The organism is Fictibacillus halophilus, assembly GCF_016401385.1.
Lineage (GTDB): Bacteria > Bacillota > Bacilli > Bacillales > Fictibacillaceae > Fictibacillus > Fictibacillus halophilus.
In genome coordinates, this window is sequence record NZ_JAEACF010000001.1 from 2,652,940 (window position 1) to 2,677,146 (window position 24,207).

A 24,207-nucleotide genomic window follows, 5' to 3' on the forward strand; every position below is an offset into this window, starting at 1 on the left:
GCGGGACAGGTGGGCAGGTGAGACACTTAAGAGTGAAACGTACGAATGTGGCTCACCGCCTGCCCCGCGGAAAGCGAGCAACCTGGAACGGAAAACAACTGCTTACGAAAACAGCCTTTTTTTAGTTCTTCACGAATGATTAAAAGGATTTCCAGCAATGTTCTCTCTCATTTCATCTGTTAAAAGAAACACCTCTTGTGAAAGATCATTGTTGAAAACTTCATGGTTTAAAAGACTCCCATCATAATGGACCGGTTTATCTTCATTCATCTAAACATTCACCTCCAACAGAGATAGTTTAAACGGTTGTTTAAAGTTTGATTCATAAAATATTACCGAAAATAAAAAAGCTATCTGCATAAAACAGATAGCCATAGCAAAAGATTTTAAAAATTAGTAACGTTGTCCGCCTAAAGCTTGTGCTACAAGACGCTTAGTGATTTCTCCACCTACAGATCCGTTTGCACGTGAAGTAGTGTCTGGTCCAAGGTTTACACCGAACTCAGAAGCGATCTCATACTTCATTTGATCAAGAGCTCCTTGAGCTCCAGGTACTGATAATTGGTTGCTGTTGTTTTTAGCCATTCTATTCACCTCCCTTTCTTTTCTATTCTTAGAATCCCACTAACTTATAATCTTATTCATAACCTTCGAAAATTTTTTTCAATGTTTCATTAGGTGCATGTGTAATTTAGTATCTAATTGTGATTTGATACAGTTTGTCCAAACACTTTAGACAAGTCTGCATAAGATATGGAGAAGAGAGGATACACCGAATATTCTCTTTTCGGAAGTTCTATATGGGGGGAATTCATTGTGAGTTTCATTAGTATCTTAAACGGGATTTTATCTTCTAAAAAACGTGCAAAAAGTAAGAAAAACAAGAAGAGAATCGGCTAACCCAATTCTTTAAAGCCAAAAAAAAGCTAGCCTTATGGTTAGCTTTTTTGATTTCGCTTTGTCGTTGAACCTACTTTTAGGGTCAAAATTTGTGAATAGCATTCTTTTCGTATAGACTAATGTTGCTTATAATACGCCATACTTTTAGTGTTGATTAGCCTAAAGTATACATAACTTGATTCTTCTTTAGGAGGATGACATCGTGACGAAAATTTTAATTGTTGATGATGATAAGAATATTTTAGAGTTAGTACATTTACATTTAACTGAAGCAGGATATCAAGTGTTTCAAGCCCGAGATGGCATAGAAGCTTTAGACATCTTACGACTAAAGAGGTGTGATCTTGCGGTAGTTGATGTGATGATGCCCTATATGGACGGTTTTGTCTTAACAAGAGAGATACGTCAAAATTACGATATCCCTATCATCTTATTAACGTCTAAAAACCAGATCGAGGATAAAGAACAGGGCTACCTATCTGGAACAGATGATTATCTTGTAAAACCGTTTGAAGCGAGAGAATTACTCTTTCGAATTAAGGCACTTTTAAGACGCTATGATAAACAACAAGATGAATCCATCATTAGCTTAGGACATACAACGGTAAACAAAAAAAGCTATGAAGTTCATATAAACGACCTAACGATTCTATTACCTTTGAAAGAATTCGAACTGCTGTATTTTTTTATATCAAATCCTAAGCAGACTTTTACACGCGATCAACTCATTCAACACATTTGGGGAATAGATTATGAAGGCGATGAACGCACTGTAGATGTTCATGTCAAAAGATTAAGAGAACGCTTTTCCAAACTAACAGATGATTTTCAGATCAAAACGGTTCGTGGAGTTGGTTATTTATTGGAGGTAAAAAAATGAAGTCGCTGTATACCAAATTTGTTGTTATAACGATTGGGATTATGCTTTTAAGCGGCGTATTAGCTTTTATCGCCTCAAATACTTACTATCAACAAAAATTAAAACCGGCTAATGATCAAAAAAATACAACGATTGCGCTTGAGATGGTTTCCTTTATCGAAGAACACCCTACCATCAACCTGAACGAATACTTGAAGAACCTTTCCGCTATAGGTTATCAAATCTACCTTGTAGAAAGAACAGGAAAAGATACATACTTTGGTGCAAAATTTCGTAACACCTCACTTCCACACTCAACGAGAGAGAGTGTACTGAATGGTGAGATCTATCATGGGATTCTTCATTTTCCAAAGCAAACATTTGTAACTGGTTTTTTTGCAAACGAACTAAGTAATTCGATTGGTGTTCCTCTAACACATCAGGAAGAAAAATATGCTCTGTTTATTCGACCTGATATCAAACTCCTTTTTAATGAGATGCATGTTCTATTCGGCTGGCTGTTTGGCTTGATGATTGTCCTCAGTATTTTGATGGTAGTCATAAGTGCAAAATATTTAGTAAAACCCATATCAAAATTAACCATTGCCACTAAATCACTCTCACAAGGAAGTTATGCTGTTGAGCTCGATACGAAACGCAGCGATGAATTAGGTATGCTTTCTCACAGCTTCAAACAGATGGCACGAAAGCTAGAACAATCAGATGAGATGCGAAAAGAATTCATTTCAAATATTTCTCATGACATACAGTCTCCACTATCCAATATAAAAGGGTATACCAACCTGTTAGAAAAAGAAGATCTAAGTTCAAACGATCGAATGCAATACATCTCTGTTATAAATGGGGAGATCAGTAGACTCTCAAACTTAACAAAGCAATTGCTACTTCTTGCCTCACTGGATCGGAACGAAGATATCCTACAGAAAAAAACGTTCAATCTCTCACTGCAGATTAAAGAACTCGTTCGAAATTATCAATGGTTAATAAACGAAAAAGGAATGATGCTTACCTATTCCTTACCAGATACCGAATATTTCGGCGATCCTTCATTATTGAATACCGTATGGGATAACCTTTTAACCAATGCCATTAAATATAATAATCCGGATGGAAGTATTGAGATATCCGTTGAAACGAGAGAAAAATTAATTTTTATCACTTTTAAAGATACTGGGATAGGCATGAACGAGAAAGAAGTGGAAAGGATTTTTGACCGCTTTTATCGAGCTGATGTTGCTCGATCAAAAACCGTTGAGGGGACTGGACTAGGTCTATCTATCGTAGCTACTATTGTAAAAATGCATGATGGACAAATCGTTGTGAAAAGTAAAGAGAATGAAGGAACTTCGATTGTCGTTGAATTACCTGTAGATTAATCACTTTCAAATATGTCAGGCATTCACAATGGAAATACCATTAGTGATGTCTGATTTTTTTGTCCGCTCCCCCTCTACTCACCACCTTGCTTTGTAACCTGTTATTCATTCTCTGTTCATATAAGAATTTTAAACTAAGGATGTAAAAAAGATTGGAGGAGACGTTATGAGCATCGCATGGAAAGAAATCAAAAAAAATAAAGTGAGGTTTTTCATATTAGGTTCCATCATCTTTCTCGTTAGTTTATTAACGTTTATTATTTCTGGTTTGGCCAATGGATTATCACAAGATAATGCAGCCTTAATTAAAGATTTGCCGAGCGGGCAATTTTATATGAATGAAGATGCAGAAGAAAATTATAACCTATCGAGGATTGATGATCGTATTCAAGAACAAATTGTACATGTTCAAAAGGATGCTGTTGCATTTTCTATACAGATGGGCTTTTTAAATGATGAGAGTGATAAACAACGAAGCGTTGCTTTTGTTACTTCCACCGATTCAAAATGGTTCGAGCAAGTAGCTCCCGGAGAAATCATTCTGGACCGTTCATTAGAGAAAGAAGGTATTAAAGTCGGAGATACCTTAACACATAAACAAAACAAGAGCTCGTTCGTTGTAAAGAAGTTTGTAGACCAAAAAAAGTTTAGTCATGCTCCTGTTGCTTATATAAATAAAGAGATTTACAACGAAATTTACCGTGCTGAAGAAATGCAGCTCCTCTTTACTCCTGGTGAAGATTCAACTCAAAATATAAAAGGTCTACAATCTTTTTCAAATAAAGAGTTTCTTAACACCATTCCAAGCTACAGTGCAGAACAAATGTCTTTAAATATGATTGTATGGTTTCTGATCGCAATTAGCGGTATGTTGTTCGGTATCTTTTTCTATATGATGAACGTTCAAAAGATTGGGCTCTATGGCATTTTAAAAGCAATCGGAGTAAAAACAAGTGATCTTTTTAAAATGATGTGGACACAGATGTTGTTTATCACGATCCTATCCCTTACGCTTTCTGTTGGTTCTAGCCAACTATTCAACAAAGTCGCACCTGAAGATATGCCTTATCATTTAACGAATGAAACCACCCTACAACTGTCTATCGTCTTCCTGGTGATTGGATTTATTGGAGCTACGCTATCTGGTTTACAAATTAAACGAGTTGAACCTTTACAAGCCATACAACAAGGAGAGGTTTAAGAGATGGATATCTTTACGATTGATGAATTACGAAAAACGTTTACGAATGGCGAAATGAAAGAAGAGATATTAAAAGGAATAAGCCTTACTCTTAAAGAAGGCGAGATTACAGCGTTAGTCGGTCCATCTGGATCTGGTAAGAGTACCCTGCTAACCATTGCTGCAGGGCTGCAACCCGCATCAGATGGAAAGATTTTATTTAATGACAACAACATCACATCAATGACAGCAGAGCAAGTTCGAGATATACGAGCGAAGAAATTCGGTTTTGTGTTTCAATTTGCGCACCTTGTCCCCTTTTTAACTGTTCGGGAGCAATTAAGCTTCATGTTAGATGTATCTGAAGTGAAAATGAAAAATGAAAAACGCGAACAAGAAATTGATTACATTTTAGAACGTGTTGGTTTATCCCAACGAAAACATGCTTATCCCTCTTCTTTATCTGGTGGAGAGAAACAACGCGTCGCTATCGCTCGAGCGGTTATCCATAAACCGAGAGTTCTCTTTGCAGATGAACCGACTGCAAGTCTGGATTCAAAGAAATCTAAAGAGATTATGTCACTCATCCAGGATCTAACGAAAACCTTAAACCTTACGACTCTTATGGTCACCCATGACGAGGAAATGCTTTCTTATGTTGATCATGTAGTTAAAATGAGCGATGGTTTGGTTGTGTAGATTAAACGTAAAGAGCTATGGATTTGTTCATAGCTTTTTTTTTATTAATGATCACTTCCATTTGCAGCAGAGAATTCAGTAACTAATGAATGATGATTTTATGGTGATGTTCAGAAGGAGTGAAATATCGCTAGCACACAAATGGAACCTATTGTAAGATATGTCTAGAGATTCTTAATCCATTGTAGATTCTTTTAGTAGAGAGGAATTGATTGGTGATTACAAAAAAGTATTCATATTCTATTACTTTTACGTTGTGGCTCATGACAGTATTGTACTTTCTATATAAATACTCATCAGGCGCTGGATATTGGAAAAACCCCTTACTATTATCTATTTTCTTTTACATTTTGATGATTGTATTAAATAAAGGTTTCGACAAAAACATAATCTATCTTAGCCTGTTCTATATCTTGTTTTTGATCCTTTTTATTTTAGAATTATTTTTTTCTTTAAAAAATTTAGCTATCGTTCATTCATATCTTTCTTTCTAATCTATTCCTTACTTACCTAACCTTTTGGTTTTCCTGAAACAATGTGCCAATGCAAATGTTTGGAATCCTGATAATCACCCAAATTCGTAATTACTCGACAAGCTCCATGCTCATCTGTAACTTTGCCGGCTATCTCTTTTACGACACTCATTAGTTCTAGCAATAACTCGTTATCACGTTCATCTAATGTGATCAAAGACGAGATATGTTTTTTAGGTATGGCCACAATGTGAATGGGGTAAAAAGGTCTAGTATGATAGTAAGCTAGCACCTTTTCTGTTTCTTTTACTTTTTCCACTTGAGTTTTGCCACTCAATACTTCATCACAATAAAAATCCTGTGTCATTGAGAACCCCCTTCTTAGAAATCTTTCTACTAAATATCTTTTGAAAATCGAAAGATCGTGTAATTCTTTCTCCAGATATTACTCTTAACATTAATATCTCCTTGCTCACCTTCAAAAAAGTAAAGATGGTCTTCCTTTTCAGTTAGTATCCATCCTTTTTCTTTCATAAGCCGTTCAATATTTTCATCAGCATTTATATTCTTAGACATATACCATTGGTAACCTTGATAATGTGAAGGAACTCTTATCATACCCCCACCCGCTTGATCCACCATATTCACTACTTGGACATGATTAACTTGCTTAACGGGAAATGGGTCATACAAAAACTTAAAAAACATAATACCTGTAAGGAACAACAACGTTAAAATAAAAATAAACTGCCGTCTATTCTTAACAATAGCAGCTCTCCTCAACCTTCTAAAAATAGTACCAGCATTTTTTAAAAATTTTTAGTAACTTCTATTTCTTTCTAATTCTTTTTATAAGAGAGATAATCAAGGGAATTACGATCACTGGTGTAAACACGATAACTATTTCAGTGTATGTTCTTCCTTGTTGGAATCTGCTCCAATAAAGAATGAAAGCAATAATAAGTATACTAAATACTGTGATCATCCTGTCACGGTTCATTGTTACCTCCTTTAGTAGTAAAAATCCTAACACCTTACATATTTTCGCTTAAAACCAACCTGACCTCGGTCTATCGCCTTTTGAATATTTTCAGAAGCAAGTAGATACTTCGTTTTTTTCTTGTCCTGACTCATTTCAACTGGTCCTATAGCTTTTGCTGTATCAACTGCTTTTTCATGTAATGGCACATAGGATATCCCTACTGTATTAACAAAATTATTCATTGAGGATTTTGTACGTTCGGGAGCATCATGAATGGTATTTTTTACGATCTCAAGCATAGTTTCTATCTTCGTTGTGGAGAATTCGCTGTCTGGTCGATTTCCTAATAACCAGCAGTAACAACTCCAACCTGCTGACATTCTAAGCTCTTCACCACTTGCAATCCATTTATCAGCAACCTCTTGTGCTATTTCAGTTTCAGAAAGAGTGACGGCTACTACATAATCGGACAACATATAAAAATAAGCTCCATCGATCCAACGCTCAAAATCATTTTCAGTCATGATGGCTGGATCTGCTATAATTCCTGCAAAATACATCGCATCGTAATTTCCTGTCGCATAAAGATCTTCAGCTAATGGTTGATTTTTTTTGATCTTTTTAGCTATTGGCTTCATAGCACCAGTAGCTACGCCAAACACCGGTTCTTTGGCGCCGTTTGATATATAGATTTTCTTTGTCCGTTCCTTACTAAGAGCTTCAAGTTCCTGCATCACATCTTTTGCATTCATCTATTGGACATCCTTCTTAGTTTTTACGTATTGAGTAGGAAAAGGGCACGGCTAGTTTTGACTGAGCTAAAAACTTTGTCGTTAACTATCCCATTCTCTTCTTCTCGACTGCTTATTCATATTCCTCTTTCATTGACAATCAACTTAAGCATAAAAAAGAGCGCTTTTCCCACTACAGAAAAGCACTCATTTGTTTAACTATTTCTTTATTTTGTTTTTGTTATGAATGCTTTTTACGGAATCAGAAACCTTTTAACTGTATTATTACTTATTTTTATAATCTCACAATCACTTCAGTTCCATCCTGTGCTTTCACATTAACAAGCTCTAATCCTTTGTGCTTTTTTAACTCTTTAATAATAGGTTTCAGTTCTGATTGGTCTATGGAAGGGAAAGAAAAATTCATGTTTTTCTTTTCTAGATGAGGTTTCGACCATTTGTTTGCTTGACGAATTAACACTTTAGAAGTAATAATGGATATCCCTATATTTAACAGGACATAAGGGACAGGGATTGAGAACTTTGTCTCATTTGTTTTCACTTTTACATGTAACATGTTAGCAACCTCTACTCAATCGTAATTGAAACGGTATCCCCGTTTGCTGATTTCACATCAACAATCTGTCCATCCAGTTCGTTTTCAATGGCTTCAAGTATCAGATTAATATCAATATCCTTTACATATTGTTCAGATTGGGGAATCTTTAGAGCAATGTTGTGACCTGCTGCTAGTACAACCTTTACTAACTTGATCGGAAGGTTTACATTCACGTTGTCACTTTCAGATACAACGCGTATTCTTAAGGTTTTGTCGCTGTAGTTAGAAGATGTATGAGGTGTATAGCTTAATGGCTTAACAGCAGCACGAAGTTCTTTTTCTTGTAAGACCTGAATTAATTCTGAACCTTTATCCGTATCGATTTTACCTTCTTGAACCATCGTTAAAACTTTCTCGATCTCACTTTTCATTTCCTAATCCCCCTATTCTTCCTTTAGCATTTTAATTGCTTCATCTGGAGAAATTTCTCCACGTTCAAGCATCGTAACAATTTTTTTCTCGTCTACTTCATTCTTCTTTTTAGATTCGTACCCTAATGAAGATGCAATGTCGTTCAGCTTGCCTCGAACCGTTGGATACGAGATCCCAAGCTCTTTTTCAACCTCTTTAATATTGCCTCTGCATACAAGAAAGACTTCCACAAAATGAAGCTGTTCTTTTGATAGTGAAGCAAATTTAGATAGTTCAAATTCGTTCTCAATTGTCGTATGACAATGTGAGCAGTGAAGTTTAGTAACCTTTAATGTTTGTGAACAAACCGGACAATTTGTAAGTAATGGGTGAGCCATCTCATTCTCCTTTCTTATCATTTAATTAGATTATACACCCCTGAATTAAATATGTGAATGTTTTTAGTTAAAATATTAATATTTATTATTATATAAATTAATTTTATTGACTATTTTTGTTAAATGTTCAATTTAAAAATCAATATTATTAAAGCTCATATAAAAAAGACCTCCCTAATTAGAAAGTCTCCGTGAATTTACGTGTAAATGTCTGATCTGGAAGCTTGTATTCTTCAAGTAAATCAATATTTCGCTTCTTAATCGCATATTCTTTAATTTGCTTTCCGATGTTCGCATAAAGCTCTAGATTTTCGAGCTCTGAAACAGGAACCCACTTAACAGCCGTTTGATTCGGATCAGGCTTTTCCGGTAATTTAGGTGTGGAGTCATTTTTCAATGTACAGTCAAAGAGCATGACTAACGTGTGTGTTTGACCATATTTATTTTCGTTAAGATGAGGAGCATACTCATAAACAAAAGCTAATGGACCAACTTTCACATCAATACTAGCTTCTTCTCTCGCCTCCCGCTTTACAGCTTCAATCAAAGATTCATGAGGTTCCGCTCCACCAGCTGGGAGATCATAAAAAACTCCCCGATATGGATCATCAAACTCAGTTAATAAAATTTCATTATTTTGAATAATGAGCGCACCCACTCTTACTCGTATATGATAGGTCATATCTTTAATCCCCCGCTATCAAGTAAAATTCGTTAAAGCTTTGTCCCATACTCTTTCAACACTTACTAGATCCTCGTTATTGAATTCCAGTCTATATATATCAGGTTTTGTTGTGCTGTAAAGAAATTTTAAGTCAAATGAAGGATTGAAATAATTCATCATTAAAGTCATAACGGCACCATGAGTTCCGATCACCATATTTTTTTCTTGATACGTACGTAAGAGTTCCTTCAAAACTAGTACCGCCCTCTTTTGACAAGCAGCATTTGATTCAGCACCCTCAAGAGAGAAGCTGAAGTTTAAAAATGATTTTTTTAATAGAGGACCAAGGTCTTTATCATCTACTCTATTACCACTAGAAGAAAATACTCTTTCTCTCAGATCCTCCATAACCATTACTTCTTTCCCTGTATGTAGAGCTACCTGTTCTACCGTTAAAATAGAACGAAGGTAAGGGCTTGAGACAACAACATCAATCTCCTTATCTCTTAATAGTTCAGCCAATCGCTGAGCATCTTGATAACCTTTTTCCGTTAATCCTCTCGTCCGTTCATTGCCCTCTTTTGGTGAGTCACCATGCCTTACCATATACACTGTTGTACTCATGGGATTCCTCCTATAATACTAAAAAAACAATAGAAAAATATAATCATAAGCAAAAAGATATTAGATTAACTATTTTGGTATTTTCTTATGATCGAGAAAGTAAGATAAAACCGGCAAAAAAATAACACCAAAAGCTATAAAAAATTCTATTCCATCTCAGGTAGGTCCCCTTTAATATTTTGTAATTTAAAGATGCAAACGTGTTGAAATAGAAGTAATCTTTACTTCTTCTTTAATGCATCTAATATTAAAAGTGTACACACGGCCATTGTTCCGCAAAAGAACAAAATGGTGACTATTAACATCATTAATCCATTGTATAAAGTACCAGCAGTAATTGGACCTTCCGAACCATTATCGTATATAGAAGCGGTGAACATCATAATAACAAATCCAAAAACCATTACCAATAGACCGTATCCAAATTTTTTCATGAAATCACCTCAAACTTATTTATGCCTTACATTATATCTTTATTGATTTGCTCATTTGTTCAATAAGTTCATAAAATAGGTCTTAATTCTTCTTAGATTAACGCAACCCATTTGTTGAATGACTAATTATTAAAATTCACTAATTTTTCTTCAATTAGTTTAATACAACTTTCAGAACCAATATAATCAACTATTTCATAACTTCTTTTATCTACTTTTTAATGTTACATACTCCCACAATGTGTTCACCAATATGTACAGATAATAAATAATACTTCTCTTCTAAGGAATATAAGTACTCTCTATATGTCTCATCTTTTATTTCTTTAATATCATTTATTTTTAATAATTTCACTTCTGGTTTAACGATAATAGCTCCCTTAATGATTAATATTTTGCGAAGCAATCCTGCCGAATTTATTCAATACTTCCAAAAAAAGCGTTGATTCTTCTTAAAACAACTTACCCGATTGTAAAGTGAAGAATTACAACTTTTTCAATATCATATTTCATATTTATCCTCTGGTTCTTGGAATCTTCTCTCCAACTTCTTCCTTTATTTCATTTCAAAAAATACTAAATAAAAGATGTTAACCATTCCATACCCATTCATTACACTCTTATCATTAAATAGTATCATCCGCAATCCTGCTATGTTTGTTAAATAATCGGGAAAAGCGTAACAAATGCTACATTAAAGTACTAACCATTAGAACTGAGACTATACTTACCAAAGCTTTCCCTTATTAATGCTGTATGTTTTTTGGTGAGAATAAGCAAAACCCCATATACATAGAAAATAATGCTTGTTGTTATAAAACCATAAAATAATACTGTTATAGAAACTGGTCCCCATATCTGTATGAATGTCCACGTATATCCTAATAAAATTTTTGGAATTAAAATCACTAAAATCAAAAATGCAGCGACTATCAACGTATGTATGGATAACATCAAGATCCTCTTACCTTTTAATGCTCTTCTTTCTCTTTGTTTTCTAACAATCATTCTTATTGTTCGTATTGATAATAGGATAAAAATAACACCAAGTACAAAAAGTACACTAAGGAGAAAGGTCGCTATTTTATCCAGCTTTTGATAACTGTCAGTTTGGTTGGTTGAAACACTTTTACCTTCCCATATGTCCATAACACTTTGGCCTATAGATGTCGTAAAACTTGAATTCATATTAGAAAGGATAGCTACACCTAATTCTTTATTTGGCTGCATAATGATAAACGATGAATATGTTGGGTTCTGCCCCTCATGCTGAATATATTGTTTTGCTTTCTTTTTTACAACTTCCCATCCGCTGGCATAGTAAGAATTCTTATCAAAAGCAGCCACCGATCGATCAGGATGGTGAGATTCTTTAATGAGTTGCTTATTAAACTCTTTAATCGAATCATATCCTAACTGTAAATTCATCCATTTCGCAATGTCAGTAGTGTTGCTTATGATATATCCTGCGGGTATGTTCCCACGATAAATAGGTGGTGTGTATTTCTGCTCTTTCAAAAATCCTATCTTGTAGCCTTGTGCTACCATAGATGACTGAACTTGGTGGAGACCAACGAAAGAATCTTTCATCCCAATAGGCTTTAGTACCTGATTTTTTATGTATAGATCATAGGGTTATTTCGTTACATTCTCGATTACGAGTCCTAGAACATCGTAATTAATTGTTGCATATTCAAACGTGCTTCCTGGCTTTCGGTTCAGTTCCTGATTTAATAATGTCTTTACGTTCAACTCTAGTGCGTTTGAAGCAGTACTCTCAGGAATTTGCGCTATTGATTTTGAGGCGATTCCGCTTGAATGATATAGTAACTGATTCAGCGTAATGGTTTGAGGTTCTCCCTGATATTTAAGCTTAAACCATGGAATATACTTGTGAACACTATCAGAACGTTTTAACTTTCCTTCCTTTTCCAAACGAAGAATGGCCAAACCGGTAAATGCCTTAGTAGTTGATCCAATCTCAAATAATGTATTGGACGTAACAGGTGTTTTCTCTTTAACGTTTTTGTAGCCGAAATTCCTTTGATAAACTGTTTCACCCTTTTCCACAATTACCAGTGAAATACCAAGAATTTTACTAATATGTCTTTGTTGTTCAACCAGCTTTTCGATTTTCTCCGTTTTTTCATTTGCTTCAGCGTTAACTAAAGGAGCAGTGAGACAAGTCAATCCTAGAATCAATGTAACTAAAAAGTTAATTATTCTTACTAATTGTTTCATAAAGTTTTCTCCTTGACGGCATTTTCTCTAGAATAATAGAAATGTGAACCAACTTATATCTTACAATTAAACCCATTTATTTAATACAATTACAATTCAACTTATCCAAAAATTAGTTTTCTAGTTTTATACCTTATAAAATCCCAAAATAAAAAACACTGTTAATATAATTTCGATTAACAGTGCTACTAAATAAAACTTAGAAAGTTTATTTGTTATTTATATGTTAAAAAGAGAAGCTCTTTTGGAAATACAATTACATGATTTATTCCAGCCTTTCGTACATCATATAAATAACCTATCAATGTGAACGGTATTAAACTTCATCTTTTGTTATCTGCTCATGAAATTTATACTATAATTCAATACAGATTATTTGAATTCCTTCTTCAATTAACCTGCAACGTTTGTTTAATAAGTTCATTAGAAAAGGCGTTAATCCTTCTTGGAATCAACGCACCTGATTTTTGAATAGTGGCCACACAATTATGCAAATAGAATTGATTCATTACATTAATGGATCATCATATCCATCCACGTTTATATTCCCAAAGATTTCGCCCCATTCTTTAAGAATCTCATGTCTTTGGATACGATGCTTTTCTCTACCATATAAGTAAAATGATTCATCACAGCTATTATTCGTAACAAATGTCACACTGTAACTGACACCTATTCCACCTTTGGTATCTCCTGAGAGTCCTCCACTCCCATCAGAAGAAGTACAATAATCATTTAATTTTTGTCTATTACCATCATCATCTACGTAGTAAAACTTATCATCAATGAAAACTGAATCATCAACAGGTTCTGACGTAAACGCCACACCGTAAGTAGCCATGCCTGATCCAGCTAAGGTTTCAGAGACACGAATTTCAACGGGAATTATAGAGAAATTGCCTTCTTTTTTAAATTTAGGTTTATCTGGAACATCGTGAAATACAAAAATAGCTCCATCAAATCCTTCAGGTATCAAAAAGATATTGTTAGATTTTTCCTCTTCCTGAAATACACAGCCAGTCATTGAACCTATAATAAAAATAAAAATAATTATATATGCTATCTTCTTCATTTCTTACTCCTAGTAGTATAGTCCATTTAATATTACTTCACTCTTCTATAAAAGGGGAGTTAATTTTCTGCAATAAAATTCATCTTCTGTTAAATAATTGAACTCATTGTAGTCCGAAAAGGCTTCAAATTAGAAGATTCTTCTATTATAATTTAATCGACTTACAATGCTGCAATACAAAAGGTTAACGTTTCTAAACGGGTCTGTTGAACTTTTGTTAGTTTAGGAGATGGCTAGAATGAATAACGAGCGAATAAAAAGAAAGTTCTTGGCAGCAATACTATCAAGTTTACTTTTTTCTGGTTTTATGGCGATTGGCTCATCGACTATGGGGAATCCTGGAGTGAATTATCTTTTATTCTCTGTCATCTTTTTCGTATATTCTGGAGCTATTATTTTTATTTACGGAAACATTGTTTCTCATCTACTAGAATGGTTGTTTAACCGCTTTTTCCAACCTTCAAAAATCACTTCACTTTGCAGTATCCTCCTACACGGGGTCTTCGGCTCACTGATTGGTCTTATCGGTTTCAATCTCAGTATTACAATAATGGGATTTGTCGCAGCTCTTCTTTACGGTATCATAGACCATTGGATAAAAACTCGTCAAAACCATGGTCGATCTTTAAAGCCGCTAACCTTCCTTGTGATCGCATTTTTCATCCCTTCATTGGTCTTAGGTTTTTTTGCTGATATGGTAGATCCATTTACAGAAGAAGAAGCACAGGACTATGTCGTGACTTTGCCCGAATATGATGATTTCCCCAATACAGCAGGGAAGATAGAGTTAACAATCCATGGTTTTCATGTCGTGAGAGAAAACATTGTAAAGAAAAACGAGGACGGTACATATCTCATCACACTAAAAGAAACAGGAACAAGAGGAACCGAAAAAGCTGTTTGGGAAATTACGTATCGTGTGGAGAGAGGGGCAAGCTGGTTAGAGAAAGGCCAGGATGAGGTTAGACCTTTGTTTACAAAGGAAGGCATTGAATACTATTTAATGAAGTAGGACTGCTATGTTAGCAGTCCTGTTTTAATTTAATGAATTATTTAACTGATATATTACTTATTTCACTCTTTAAGAAATGCACCCGATTGCGGAATAAATCCTAGTTAAATATATGTATGTTACTTGTTACATTATTAAAGGCATCTTTAATTCTTTTGATATTCCATGGGTGAATTTGTGATGGTAATTCTGTTCTTTCAAAAAAACCTATCCTTTCAATTTCGCTATTCGGTTCCCAACTGTCTTTACCAACTATAACTACTTTGAATAAAAGAACTAAATCATCCTTTGAAGGAGAGGAATAAATAGCTATTAAATTGTTTATTTCAACGATATAGCCTGTCTCCTCATAAACTTCTCTTTTTACTCCTTCTATTGGTGATTCATTCTTTTCAAGATGTCCACCTGGTAATGTCCAATTCCCTGATCCGTATTTTATTTTAGTTAACAATATTCTTTCATTTTCATCAAAGATTGCTGCAAATACGCCAACCTTTGGCATGCTTTTAACCTCCAATTTAAAGATTAATATAATCAAAAAAAAGTGATGCATTTCTCCTTATTAAAAAAATGCACCTGTTTATAGAATAAAGATACTTTATGTATGTTTATGCTTATTGTTAGTTTCACAATAAGTTAGGGTTAAAACCTTATTCTTTGTTCGATAAATCAAATAGACTAGTTGAAATCCCATCTAAAATATCACTTATTACGGATAGAATTTGTAGAATCTGGCTCAACCATAATGCTATAAAAGCAGTACTAATGGCTATTACTATCAGGGAAAGAATTTTCAACACCTCTAATGGTTTATCTTCGTTTTTCATTCATTTACTCCTTTTTCCAATTTCATAACAGTTAATGATTCAACAAAAAATGCACTTCTCCTCCTTGAAGAAATGCACCCGATTGCAGAAGATATTATTCTTTATACCAGTTTTCATCAAATGTAAGATTCAGTGTATTGCCGAACAATGTTCCAAATCTAACGAACGCTCTTCCTCTTGCAGTAATTAGATTCCCATCTTGTACTACTAGAGAATCACAATAATTTTCTTTTTCAAAAACACCAGTCATCTCACGATTTTCTTCAGTCATACCAATCGTATACTTTTTCCCTTTTAAAACCCCTGCTTTTGCTAGAAGATATGGAGAACTTGAAATACTCGCAATCACAGTTACTTTATCTTGGATTTGTTGTATAAACTCTATTAACTTATTTTCATCATCTATCGAAAATATATCCATGCATCCCGGTAACAAGAGACTATCAATTTCATTATCGTTAAGATCATCAATAGTCGCATCAGGCACACAAGTTAATCCGGATTCCCCTCTAATCGGCTGATCATTAACTCCTACTGTGATGATAGGTTTATCTGATTGCATTAAAATCGATATAGCTACACTTAATTCATACTCACTAAATTGAGGATATAGTAATACTACGGTTTTCTTCAATATTAAATACCTCGTTTCAAAATTATGCAAAATAAAAACTGGTTGTTATAAAAACGCACCCGATTGCGGAATAACTATTCTAACTTAATCTTTGGGGTATATGCCATTAGCATAAATTCATTATCTAGATCCTTGATTCTATTAAATCCACATTTTATATAACAAGCTATCGCTCTTTCATTTGTTTTCTTCACGTCTAAAATAATGCTAGCTGAGGATTCAATTTTATTTATATATTCTAGAATGAGTCCTATTATTAATCTACCTATACCTTTTCCCCATAAGTGGGTTTCCCCAATGAATTGATCAATTCCAAAGGCTAATTGATTCGCTTTATATCCGTACTCTTCAAGTTTTTCTTTACTCACCTTATAGAATTGTATGTAACCAATTGAATTACCTTTATATTCAACTATGCACGGAGTAACATAATGGTTTCCATTTATTCTTGGCTCATACTTTTTAATCACCATCTCTAAATCAGAAGAAGGTTCTTCATAGTATTTCAAAACTTTCTCATCCGATAACCATTTAGCCATAATTTTGTAATCATTAACTGACATAAGTCTTATTAAAAGATTATCTTTAGATATCATCATTGAACCCCTTCTTAAAGAAATGCACCCGATTGTTGAAGACTCATCTTTTACTGATTCCAAAATAGCCACGCTGCAAATGGTAAACCCACTGAATAAAAAATATTAATTGAATTTCCTATATAACCAACCACCTTCAGTGTTCCACTGTTGCTTTTATAAGCCGCAACCAGTCCCACTATTGGAAGAACCCATCCACCTAAAATCACTATTGGAAAAGACATTCCAATTAAACCTAAGCTATCAAAGTCATAAACAAAAACAGTCATAGAGAACAAGAACATAACAACTGATGCAATCCCGTATTTATTCATATTTCTCTCCTGGTTGATTTGAAGATAGAATAGCACTTTTCTTGTTAAAGAAATGCACGCGATTGTAGAATAATTAATCATACTTATTTTAAAAATCGTCCATATTCCAGTTCCATTTCGCATTGATAGTTTCTAGAAACCCCTTGATTTGTTCCTTTGACAAATCCTTTGCCCCAGTCACCTTATTAGCATAAGATTGTAGAATCCAAGTTTCACCGTAAGGTCTATCTGGTGCTTTCCATCTCACACCAAACCTATAATCCTTTCCATCAATTTTGACTTCAACTGATAATATTTCCTTATGTAGTATAAAATCTTTCATTTCCAATACTCTCAAGCCCCTTTGTAAACTATCTTGTTCATTTGTTTAATAAATTCATTAAAAAGTGCGTTAATCCTTCTTGGATTAACGCACCCGATTGTTGAATAATGAAACAAAGTTATTTAAGATAAGATTCGATTCTATAATACCTGAATGTCATCTATTGTAATCTGTGCATTTTCACCGTAGAAAGTCACCTCACATTGAAGTGTTAAATCATTAACTTCTTCTTCATCCCACAAATCAAAGTCCAAAGAATATTTCAGATTATCCTCAATCTCATAAACTTCTACCTCTTGATATATATGATTGGGTGGGTAAACTAAAAGTATCCCATAATCATTAATCGCTTCCTCTAACATTTTAATATCTAATCTTCCTATTCTTTTAGTTTCTTGAATTTCTAGATAATTTTTTTCAACAATATCTTTAACTAACTCTCTTAATAAACGAATTATTATTTGCTTGTTATCCATCATATTCCTCTTTCTATTAACTGCATTGTAGATACATTAACACTTCTCTTTTTTAACAGAAACGCATCCGTTTGTTAAAGTTATGTACTCTGTATTTCGGTCTTAATAACCAGACATTTTTTACATAAATAATAGTAAATGTTCATCTCACCGATTTGAAAAACCACAACTGAAATAAGTTCAGTATCACCAAGATCTTGTGTTATTGAAGCAATGTACATCATTTCACATTTGCATCTGGGACACTCTAAATCATTAGGAACTTCCTCATACAAGGGGGCACCTAACAATCTACATACATATTCAGAACCAAATAAATCAAATGCAGCATCATAATTGTCTTCATTTATTGGAACATCTTCATCTTTCATTTCAATTAATTTCACACTGGTTTCTGGAAGTGGTACAGGTAGTTGATCTTCCTCATCTTGAGTCCAATCTTCAGTATTCTCTTGACTCAATACTTGTGTTGTTCTCCCCTCATTACTTAATTGAAAATATTGAGGCTCCCACACCATCGCACAGTTTAGGCAAGAAACTAATGGTAACATACTAATTCCATCCGCTTTTAATACTGAAAGCCTTGGATCTTTCAAATCAAAACAAAATATTAGGTGCATTTTCTTTCCGCACAGTTTACAAACAGGTACCTCGCAATCTTGACCACCAAAATGATGTTTATACCCATCGATTCCTTCAATTACTCTATATCCTTTTATGTCTCTCCAGTGTTCTCCAAAAGGTTTCTGTTTCATAAATATCCTCACTTATTAAAGTTAGCTTAATTTTATACAAGGTTCCAATCCTGCTCATATGTTTAATAAGTTCCTTAAAAAATGCGTTAATCCTTCTTGGATTAACGCACCCGTTAGCTTAATAAGCACTTCTAATATATTCATCTAATATTGGTAAATCAGGTGGACTAATGTTTGGGGGAAGTTCATTAAACTTAAAAAATTTTAAATCCTGAACTTCACTTTCTTCTCTTCTCAATACACCTTCATAATCCCTACACACAAAGGCAGACACAACATTATATACTTCATCTCCGTGAGGATATTTATAGTAAAAATCTTGTCCTGAAAAGACATTGAATAAAATTAAATTATTTGCGTTCAGTCCCGTCTCTTCATATAATTCCCTTTTAGCTACTTGTTCTAATGTTTCTCCAATCTCCAAAGAACCACCAGCTAATCCCCAACAATTATTGTCTTTACGAAGTTGTAATAATAATTCATTTTTGCTATTTACAAGTATTACACACGCACCAGCCATAATTAGAGGGCGACTACCCACTACTTTTCTTAAATCCATAATGTATCCCATTAGATCCTCCAATAGTGTTTATTCCACAATCCTGCTCGTTTGTCTAATTAATTCAATTAAAAAGTGCGCTATTCCTTCCTGGATCAACGCACCCGATTGTTGATTTTAATAATTTCTTGTCTTGCTACCTTTTGTCTTTCTAAATGGCTGAAACAGTTTCCCTTCGTACTTTTCATAAACATTTAATATCTTTTTTGTCCCATTGAGTCTAGGCACTATTATATAGACGTTAATTGCAACTGCAAAGCTTAAGATCATCCCAGCTATAACATCAAAAGGATAGTGTACGCCTACCCAAATACGGGAAATGCCTACAAGCAATGCTAACAGTATCCAAAATATCCACCATCCTCTTTTGAACAGCCAAAAAGAAAAACAATAGGAGAAAAACAGGATAGTGTGATCACTTGGAAAGGAATTATCTTTTTCTTTCACGATTAACTTGTTTACATCTGATAATTCTACAAAAGGCTGATAATTCGAATGAAATACCCCTGAAACCTTCCCTAATATAAAAGCACAAGTAAAAGTAATTGTTGCACAGAATATCATTATTCTGCTTTCCTTATTCCGTGTAAACCAAATACAGATAACACTGATTGCAAGTAAAAACACCATATATTCTGCAAGAAAGGTGAAGATTATATTTAATTGTTCGTGCTCTTTTCCTAAATCATTTACTAATCTAAATAAGCCTATATTAACTTCTGAGAAATTCAAACCCATTCACCATCCAAGTTCTTTTTCTTTTCATCATAGAAAAGAACCTAGATAGCATCCATCGATTCAGCTTACAATTTTTGGTTCGTTGTGACAATATTGTAAGAATGTCATTATCTCCAATTGTACCCGTTTGTTGTATATAACGAATTTAAAACAATTCCTTAAACTGTATGAAACTTAGATCTAAGGAATTGTTGAGCTTTTTGAGTATTTAGGGATGTATCAAGAGATAGATAAGGGAACTTTTCTTTTGAAATTTTAATTGGAAAGAGAAGACTATTATCCCATCCAAGCTGTTTCAATCGCTTTTTAAAGAACGAATAGTAGCTTTCTTTATGTATGGGTCCAGCATGCAAAATACCATTAAATTCAATTTTAGACAACTCAAGAATTGCACTTGATAAATCATTTACGTTTACAAAAGTTCTATACACATTTGCCCATGCCTCGATTGGCTTATTTTCTTTTATTTTCTCGATTAACTGTATAGTTCGTTTTTCAATAATATGATTCTCATTATCAGCATATAAAGGTCCAGTTCGAAGTATCACGTGATTTGGATGTCTACTAAGAATTAAGTTTTCACCAGCATATTTTCCATTTACATAACTAGCTAAGGCTGCTTCGTTAGGTAACGTTCCAATAGAATCGGATTCTTTATAACCTCGAATCCCTTCAACAAAAACAGCATCCGTCGATATGAAAATAAGTTTAGTGTCACTCTCTATCTATGATAATAAATTTGCGAGCCCTAAATTATTTAATTGGGTTTCTTCTTCAAAATTCATAAGAGACCAGATTATTACTTCAGGATTTATTTTCCTAAGTGCACCTCTTATTGATTGTTTGTTTATAACATCGACTTGCACAATATTAGATTTCTCTTGTTGAAAACGTGAGGTACCAAACACTGTTAGATTTTTGTTCTCTGAAGCCAATTGGATAAAATTCGAGCCCAAAAAACCTGTCGCTCCTAATACAAGTATTCTCATCAACTAAACTTCCTTTATTAAGTGTTTTTTATGTTTTTCTTCCTCAAACTCCTATTACTTCAACGCACCCGATTGTTAAATAACTGATTATCAGTTTGTGTAGTTTTTAATAATCTTAGAGAATAGTTTCATTCCTGTTTTATGTCCACAACTAAGATATCAAAAAGTTTATTGTCTATATAGACCAAGAAAGCCCATTTCCCCGACTCGTTTAGCAGCACATTTGATGGTATATGTGTAATTGTCCAGATGCGAAAATAATCCGACCATCTGCCGTCAGGTTTCTGAAAGAGAACGACTCACAAATCAAAATTTCACTTCTTCCACTGTGGCCTTGCTCGAATTGTTCATCATTACTTATTAGCGTAGTACTTGTTATACACTCTCATTTCACAATCATCGTTATCTATGCATAACCAAAGTTGTATCTTTTTTTCGTTCCCGTCACCTTCGTCAGTAGTTACCGTCTTATACCCAATCTCTTCCTCGTTTGTGTTTCCGCACTCATAACATTCTCTAGCCATTTCATTCACTCTCCTATTCTTTTTTTAGATTAAACCAATATTTATTATTATAATAACATAATTATCCAAATCGCATTTAATCCTTCTTAAAGTGACCTGCATCGTTAGTTTAAGTACATTTCTTCACAATCTCTTCCTAATTCACCATATATCATTAATTTCTTTATTCAACAATCCTGCTCGTTTGTTCAATAAGATTACTTCTCTTTCTAGTAAAACAGTCTTGTAGTTTAGTGATTATAAGTTAATCGCAACTTCATATTTCAATTTCAAAACCTGTTGGTTTTTGGTAAGGCACCTTACATTCTTTAAAAACCATTTTTAACTTAGACAAGTCATCAGGTAATGCTGGGGATACAGTATATGTATAAGATTTATGACCTCTAGATCCTCCCCCACCATCAGTTTGGCATTCATAATCTGTTTCGCCATCTTTAATTGAAAGAGTAAAAAAGTTATGTTTGGGAAAAGCATTCTCATCAATTTCCCTATCAATGTTAAAATGAACGACACTAGCATTTTCAAACTGACGCACAAAAGTTACCGCATAAAACACATTGTCTTTTTCAAATGATTTAATATTGGTATATTCTTAATAAATCCCTTTGGCTCTATAAGAGGTTTATACATGTCTTCACTTAAAAAATGTGCAAATATACTATTTAAGAAATCTTCATAAAGATCATTTTCTTCACACCAAGCTAAAATATGCTGCTTTGTTGGGAAACCTGGATTATTATTTGATAGTACTTTCCGTTGTTTAATTAGTTCACAGATTTGTTGATTGGTGGCTTCTATTCGTTCGTTATAAAAATCTGTTGGTGGTTCAAATGGCATTCGTTTCATATTCATTTCCTCCAATATTCTATATTCCAACTTACTTGAAGTTAAGAGAATAAAAACTACCAATTCCTATTATTAAGATTACCATAATTTTGAATTTAAGACTTAGTAAAACTATATCTAATTTCAATTACTCAACAATCTGGCCCGTTTGTTGAATAACAGGAATAAAAAAAGACTCACATTAAATGAGCCCTTAAATAAAAATTATTGCGATTCCGATAAATTATGAAAAATGATTCCAGCGAATTTTGAACAGATTCCGATTAATTATGAAAAATTACATCAATCCCCAACAGCAGCATTCCGATCCACTACATCATGGACGAGCAGTACACCAAGCTGGTGGTGTTCGTTTTGGTAGAGTGATCCTTGAACGAATCGAATCTCACCATTCAGATTAAGAACTTCAAGTTTGCAATATGCAGCGTTGATTTGGAGGGCTCGGTATAAACTTGATTCTTGTGAAAGTGTGACTCCATTTACTTTCACAATGACTTCGCCAATCTTTAATCCCATCTTTGCAGCAGGTGTTCCTGGCACTACTGAAAGAATCATAACTCCCTGATCTCTTGGTACAAAGTGCGATGGTCTCGTGTCATCACGTTGGCTCGTTACGAGTGTAATGAGCTCTCGTCCTGCAAGACCGGCTGCGATTGCTATAGCAATTAATAGCGGTAAATTATAAAAATGACCCACTGCTGCAATACCAGTTACGATAAATCCTAAAATCAAAACTTGTCTGCCTAGATGTTTAATCGCTTCTTCTGGCAGTGTATGTGTGACTAACTGGCGATATCCAATGGCAAACGGTACAAGGAAGAATGAGAATCCTATTGCGCCCATCGGAAACAATGGCCACCAATCTAATACAGGAATAGAGCCTACAGGAAGAACTAAAAACTGTGGAACAATCCAAAATCTCGTAGCTTCATGTGCTCCAATATAATGACCCCGTTTACCTTTGAACAGTCGAGGCGAAGTGCGATCTGCACCTTTCCATATGACCAGTATTCCTTCTTGAATTAAAAGAACACCAATAATGACCGCCAATGAATCAAGCGGCGTTTTCTGAACATCCACAATCCATTGATCTACAAAAGAAATGCCAAGTTGAAATTTCGGAAGCAACAGACCGACGACTGCCGATAAACTTACAGCGTATGCAGGGTTCATAAACCTTGTTTTAAACGTTAAGCCTAAAGCAAGATAAACGACCCCAATTAAGGCAATCATCCCAAGCGGCAATGTAATACCAGCTGCCACAAAGATTACAGAACCGATGAGTCCAATCAGAATGCCTGGCAGCAATGAAAATATTAAATTATCAATAACAGGGTGCACGCGCACTTTAAATTCTTTTCTCTCTCGTTTCACACGTTTTAATCCAATTAAGAAAGCAACAAGAATAAAACCGTAAAAAAGCGGGTGTAAAAAAAGCAGCAGCATGCCCTGAAGTAATTCTTTCACAAAGGTGTCTGTCATGTGCGGTCTCTTCCTTTCTCATCTTTCAATTCATCCACTTTTTCTTCAATACGTTTCAATCTTCTATCCGTACTCACAGCTCGCTTCACTAATAAACCAACCCCAACGATAATGGCGATCAGCACGAGAAACAAAACCAGCTGATAAATAACATCTCCAACATTCAATGACTGCATTTCGTCTACCCCTTTTAACATGACAAAGGATTTTATCTCTCAGATCGTTTAATTTTCTGTTTCATTTAATACCCACCATAGAAATTATTCAAGGATTTTACTTGTTTTTCGTTAAGAACTTCTATGAATAGTTGATTGGAGCGCAAGGTGCGAGACTCCTGCGGGACAGGCCGGCAGGTGAGACACTTATACGTGAAACGTACGAATGTGGCTCACCGCCTGCCCCGCGGAAAGCGAGCAACCTGGAGCGGAAATCAACCTCACACAAGAGGCTCTTAAAACATCGAAGCTTCACCTAAAAAAAATCCGTAGAGAATAATTTCCTCTACGGAT

At 34.4% G+C, this 24,207-nt stretch carries 33 protein-coding genes and 2 pseudogenes; 5 read left to right on the forward strand and 30 right to left on the reverse strand.

What is annotated here, in order from left to right; translation table 11 throughout:
• Window positions 1-129: 129 nt before the first annotated feature.
• Both I5J82_RS13780 and I5J82_RS13785 read right to left on the reverse strand, forming a co-directional pair.
• Entirely contained in the window at window positions 130-270 is a 141-nt protein-coding gene (locus tag I5J82_RS13780; protein ID WP_198768308.1) for a hypothetical protein, read from the reverse strand.
• A gap of 123 nt (window positions 271-393) precedes the next feature.
• Complete coding sequence (locus I5J82_RS13785) at window positions 394-585, reverse strand: alpha/beta-type small acid-soluble spore protein (RefSeq protein WP_066397779.1); 192 nt, start codon at window positions 583-585, stop codon at window positions 394-396.
• 517 nt (window positions 586-1,102) lie between these two features.
• Here I5J82_RS13785 and I5J82_RS13790 point away from each other — a divergent pair.
• From I5J82_RS13790 to I5J82_RS13805, 4 genes are all read left to right on the forward strand, one after another.
• Window positions 1,103-1,780 carry a response regulator transcription factor gene (locus I5J82_RS13790; RefSeq protein WP_198768309.1) on the forward strand — a complete coding sequence of 226 codons (678 nt, stop codon included), beginning with the start codon at window positions 1,103-1,105 and terminating at the stop codon, window positions 1,778-1,780.
• Entirely contained in the window at window positions 1,777-3,156 is a 1,380-nt protein-coding gene (locus I5J82_RS13795; RefSeq protein WP_198768310.1) for a sensor histidine kinase, read from the forward strand. Before I5J82_RS13790 ends, I5J82_RS13795 begins: the two co-directional genes overlap by 4 nt.
• A gap of 166 nt (window positions 3,157-3,322) precedes the next feature.
• Window positions 3,323-4,357: an ABC transporter permease gene (locus I5J82_RS13800; protein WP_198768311.1), complete on the forward strand. Its 1,035-nt coding sequence runs from the start codon at window positions 3,323-3,325 to the stop codon at window positions 4,355-4,357.
• Window positions 4,358-4,360: 3 nt separating this feature from the next.
• Window positions 4,361-5,035, forward strand: a complete 675-nt coding sequence (locus I5J82_RS13805; RefSeq protein ID WP_198768312.1) for an ABC transporter ATP-binding protein — start codon at window positions 4,361-4,363, stop codon at window positions 5,033-5,035.
• A 510-nt stretch (window positions 5,036-5,545) separates the two neighbouring features.
• Here I5J82_RS13805 and I5J82_RS13810 read toward each other — a convergent pair.
• From I5J82_RS13810 to I5J82_RS13870, 12 genes and pseudogenes are all read right to left on the reverse strand, one after another.
• Window positions 5,546-5,875, reverse strand: a complete 330-nt coding sequence (locus I5J82_RS13810; protein WP_144697962.1) for an HIT domain-containing protein — start codon at window positions 5,873-5,875, stop codon at window positions 5,546-5,548.
• A gap of 29 nt (window positions 5,876-5,904) precedes the next feature.
• The gene (locus I5J82_RS13815; RefSeq protein WP_198768313.1) at window positions 5,905-6,147 is read right to left on the reverse strand and encodes a hypothetical protein; all 243 of its coding nucleotides are present in this window, start codon (window positions 6,145-6,147) and stop codon (window positions 5,905-5,907) included.
• A gap of 190 nt (window positions 6,148-6,337) precedes the next feature.
• On the reverse strand, window positions 6,338-6,508 hold the full coding sequence (locus I5J82_RS13820; RefSeq protein ID WP_198768314.1) for a hypothetical protein: 171 nt from the start codon (window positions 6,506-6,508) through the stop codon (window positions 6,338-6,340).
• Window positions 6,509-6,534: 26 nt separating this feature from the next.
• Window positions 6,535-7,242, reverse strand: a complete 708-nt coding sequence (locus I5J82_RS13825) for a DNA alkylation repair protein (RefSeq protein ID WP_198768315.1) — start codon at window positions 7,240-7,242, stop codon at window positions 6,535-6,537.
• Window positions 7,243-7,516: 274 nt separating this feature from the next.
• Window positions 7,517-7,798 carry a hypothetical protein gene (locus tag I5J82_RS13830; RefSeq protein WP_198768316.1) on the reverse strand — a complete coding sequence of 94 codons (282 nt, stop codon included), beginning with the start codon at window positions 7,796-7,798 and terminating at the stop codon, window positions 7,517-7,519.
• Between the two features lie 11 nt (window positions 7,799-7,809).
• Window positions 7,810-8,211: an SHOCT-like domain-containing protein gene (locus I5J82_RS13835; protein ID WP_198768317.1), complete on the reverse strand. Its 402-nt coding sequence runs from the start codon at window positions 8,209-8,211 to the stop codon at window positions 7,810-7,812.
• Between the two features lie 12 nt (window positions 8,212-8,223).
• Window positions 8,224-8,589 (reverse strand): DUF2089 domain-containing protein, encoded by a 366-nt coding sequence (locus I5J82_RS13840; protein ID WP_198768318.1) that lies wholly within the window; start codon window positions 8,587-8,589, stop codon window positions 8,224-8,226.
• A gap of 178 nt (window positions 8,590-8,767) precedes the next feature.
• On the reverse strand, window positions 8,768-9,271 hold the full coding sequence (locus I5J82_RS13845) for an NUDIX domain-containing protein (RefSeq protein WP_198768319.1): 504 nt from the start codon (window positions 9,269-9,271) through the stop codon (window positions 8,768-8,770).
• An 18-nt stretch (window positions 9,272-9,289) separates the two neighbouring features.
• Entirely contained in the window at window positions 9,290-9,877 is a 588-nt protein-coding gene (locus I5J82_RS13850; protein WP_198768320.1) for a histidine phosphatase family protein, read from the reverse strand.
• Window positions 9,878-10,098: 221 nt separating this feature from the next.
• The gene (locus I5J82_RS13855) at window positions 10,099-10,311 is read right to left on the reverse strand and encodes a hypothetical protein (RefSeq protein ID WP_198768321.1); all 213 of its coding nucleotides are present in this window, start codon (window positions 10,309-10,311) and stop codon (window positions 10,099-10,101) included.
• Window positions 10,312-11,013: 702 nt separating this feature from the next.
• Window positions 11,014-12,552: pseudogene (locus tag I5J82_RS20355) on the reverse strand (serine hydrolase domain-containing protein).
• A gap of 508 nt (window positions 12,553-13,060) precedes the next feature.
• Window positions 13,061-13,624 (reverse strand): DUF6843 domain-containing protein, encoded by a 564-nt coding sequence (locus tag I5J82_RS13870; RefSeq protein ID WP_198768324.1) that lies wholly within the window; start codon window positions 13,622-13,624, stop codon window positions 13,061-13,063.
• A gap of 238 nt (window positions 13,625-13,862) precedes the next feature.
• Between I5J82_RS13870 and I5J82_RS13875 the strand changes: the two genes are divergently transcribed.
• Window positions 13,863-14,636, forward strand: a complete 774-nt coding sequence (locus I5J82_RS13875; protein WP_198768325.1) for a hypothetical protein — start codon at window positions 13,863-13,865, stop codon at window positions 14,634-14,636.
• A 100-nt stretch (window positions 14,637-14,736) separates the two neighbouring features.
• Here the strand turns inward: I5J82_RS13875 and I5J82_RS13880 are convergent, their stop codons facing one another.
• The 16 genes and pseudogenes from I5J82_RS13880 to I5J82_RS13955 form a co-directional block, all read right to left on the reverse strand.
• Complete coding sequence (locus I5J82_RS13880; protein ID WP_198768326.1) at window positions 14,737-15,138, reverse strand: NUDIX hydrolase; 402 nt, start codon at window positions 15,136-15,138, stop codon at window positions 14,737-14,739.
• A gap of 148 nt (window positions 15,139-15,286) precedes the next feature.
• Window positions 15,287-15,463 carry a hypothetical protein gene (locus I5J82_RS13885; protein WP_198768327.1) on the reverse strand — a complete coding sequence of 59 codons (177 nt, stop codon included), beginning with the start codon at window positions 15,461-15,463 and terminating at the stop codon, window positions 15,287-15,289.
• 94 nt (window positions 15,464-15,557) lie between these two features.
• On the reverse strand, window positions 15,558-16,097 hold the full coding sequence (locus tag I5J82_RS13890; protein WP_198768328.1) for a DJ-1/PfpI family protein: 540 nt from the start codon (window positions 16,095-16,097) through the stop codon (window positions 15,558-15,560).
• Window positions 16,098-16,171: 74 nt separating this feature from the next.
• Window positions 16,172-16,693, reverse strand: coding sequence for a GNAT family N-acetyltransferase (locus I5J82_RS13895; RefSeq protein ID WP_198768329.1), 522 nt, complete (start codon window positions 16,691-16,693; stop codon window positions 16,172-16,174).
• 50 nt (window positions 16,694-16,743) lie between these two features.
• A complete protein-coding gene (locus I5J82_RS13900) occupies window positions 16,744-17,007 on the reverse strand; it encodes a hypothetical protein (RefSeq protein WP_198768330.1) in 264 nt (87 codons plus the stop codon).
• 88 nt (window positions 17,008-17,095) lie between these two features.
• Window positions 17,096-17,335 (reverse strand): hypothetical protein, encoded by a 240-nt coding sequence (locus tag I5J82_RS13905; protein WP_198768331.1) that lies wholly within the window; start codon window positions 17,333-17,335, stop codon window positions 17,096-17,098.
• Between the two features lie 134 nt (window positions 17,336-17,469).
• Window positions 17,470-17,805: a DUF7668 domain-containing protein gene (locus I5J82_RS13910; RefSeq protein ID WP_198768332.1), complete on the reverse strand. Its 336-nt coding sequence runs from the start codon at window positions 17,803-17,805 to the stop codon at window positions 17,470-17,472.
• 80 nt (window positions 17,806-17,885) lie between these two features.
• Entirely contained in the window at window positions 17,886-18,560 is a 675-nt protein-coding gene (locus tag I5J82_RS13915) for a hypothetical protein (protein ID WP_198768333.1), read from the reverse strand.
• A 118-nt stretch (window positions 18,561-18,678) separates the two neighbouring features.
• Window positions 18,679-19,131 (reverse strand): NUDIX hydrolase, encoded by a 453-nt coding sequence (locus I5J82_RS13920; RefSeq protein WP_198768334.1) that lies wholly within the window; start codon window positions 19,129-19,131, stop codon window positions 18,679-18,681.
• A 105-nt stretch (window positions 19,132-19,236) separates the two neighbouring features.
• Window positions 19,237-19,851, reverse strand: coding sequence for an undecaprenyl-diphosphatase (locus I5J82_RS13925; protein ID WP_198768335.1), 615 nt, complete (start codon window positions 19,849-19,851; stop codon window positions 19,237-19,239).
• Between the two features lie 164 nt (window positions 19,852-20,015).
• Window positions 20,016-20,846: pseudogene (locus I5J82_RS13930) on the reverse strand (sugar nucleotide-binding protein).
• 353 nt (window positions 20,847-21,199) lie between these two features.
• Window positions 21,200-21,370 (reverse strand): hypothetical protein, encoded by a 171-nt coding sequence (locus I5J82_RS13940; protein WP_198768337.1) that lies wholly within the window; start codon window positions 21,368-21,370, stop codon window positions 21,200-21,202.
• A gap of 256 nt (window positions 21,371-21,626) precedes the next feature.
• Window positions 21,627-21,905, reverse strand: coding sequence for a hypothetical protein (locus I5J82_RS20360; RefSeq protein WP_233096488.1), 279 nt, complete (start codon window positions 21,903-21,905; stop codon window positions 21,627-21,629).
• A 5-nt stretch (window positions 21,906-21,910) separates the two neighbouring features.
• Entirely contained in the window at window positions 21,911-22,216 is a 306-nt protein-coding gene (locus tag I5J82_RS20365; protein ID WP_233096489.1) for a hypothetical protein, read from the reverse strand.
• Window positions 22,217-22,498: 282 nt separating this feature from the next.
• Window positions 22,499-23,698, reverse strand: a complete 1,200-nt coding sequence (locus tag I5J82_RS13950) for a PDZ domain-containing protein (RefSeq protein ID WP_198768338.1) — start codon at window positions 23,696-23,698, stop codon at window positions 22,499-22,501.
• A complete protein-coding gene (locus I5J82_RS13955; protein ID WP_198768339.1) occupies window positions 23,695-23,874 on the reverse strand; it encodes a hypothetical protein in 180 nt (59 codons plus the stop codon). The genes I5J82_RS13950 and I5J82_RS13955 overlap by 4 nt, the downstream gene beginning before the upstream one ends.
• Between the last annotated feature and the right edge of the window lie 333 nt (window positions 23,875-24,207).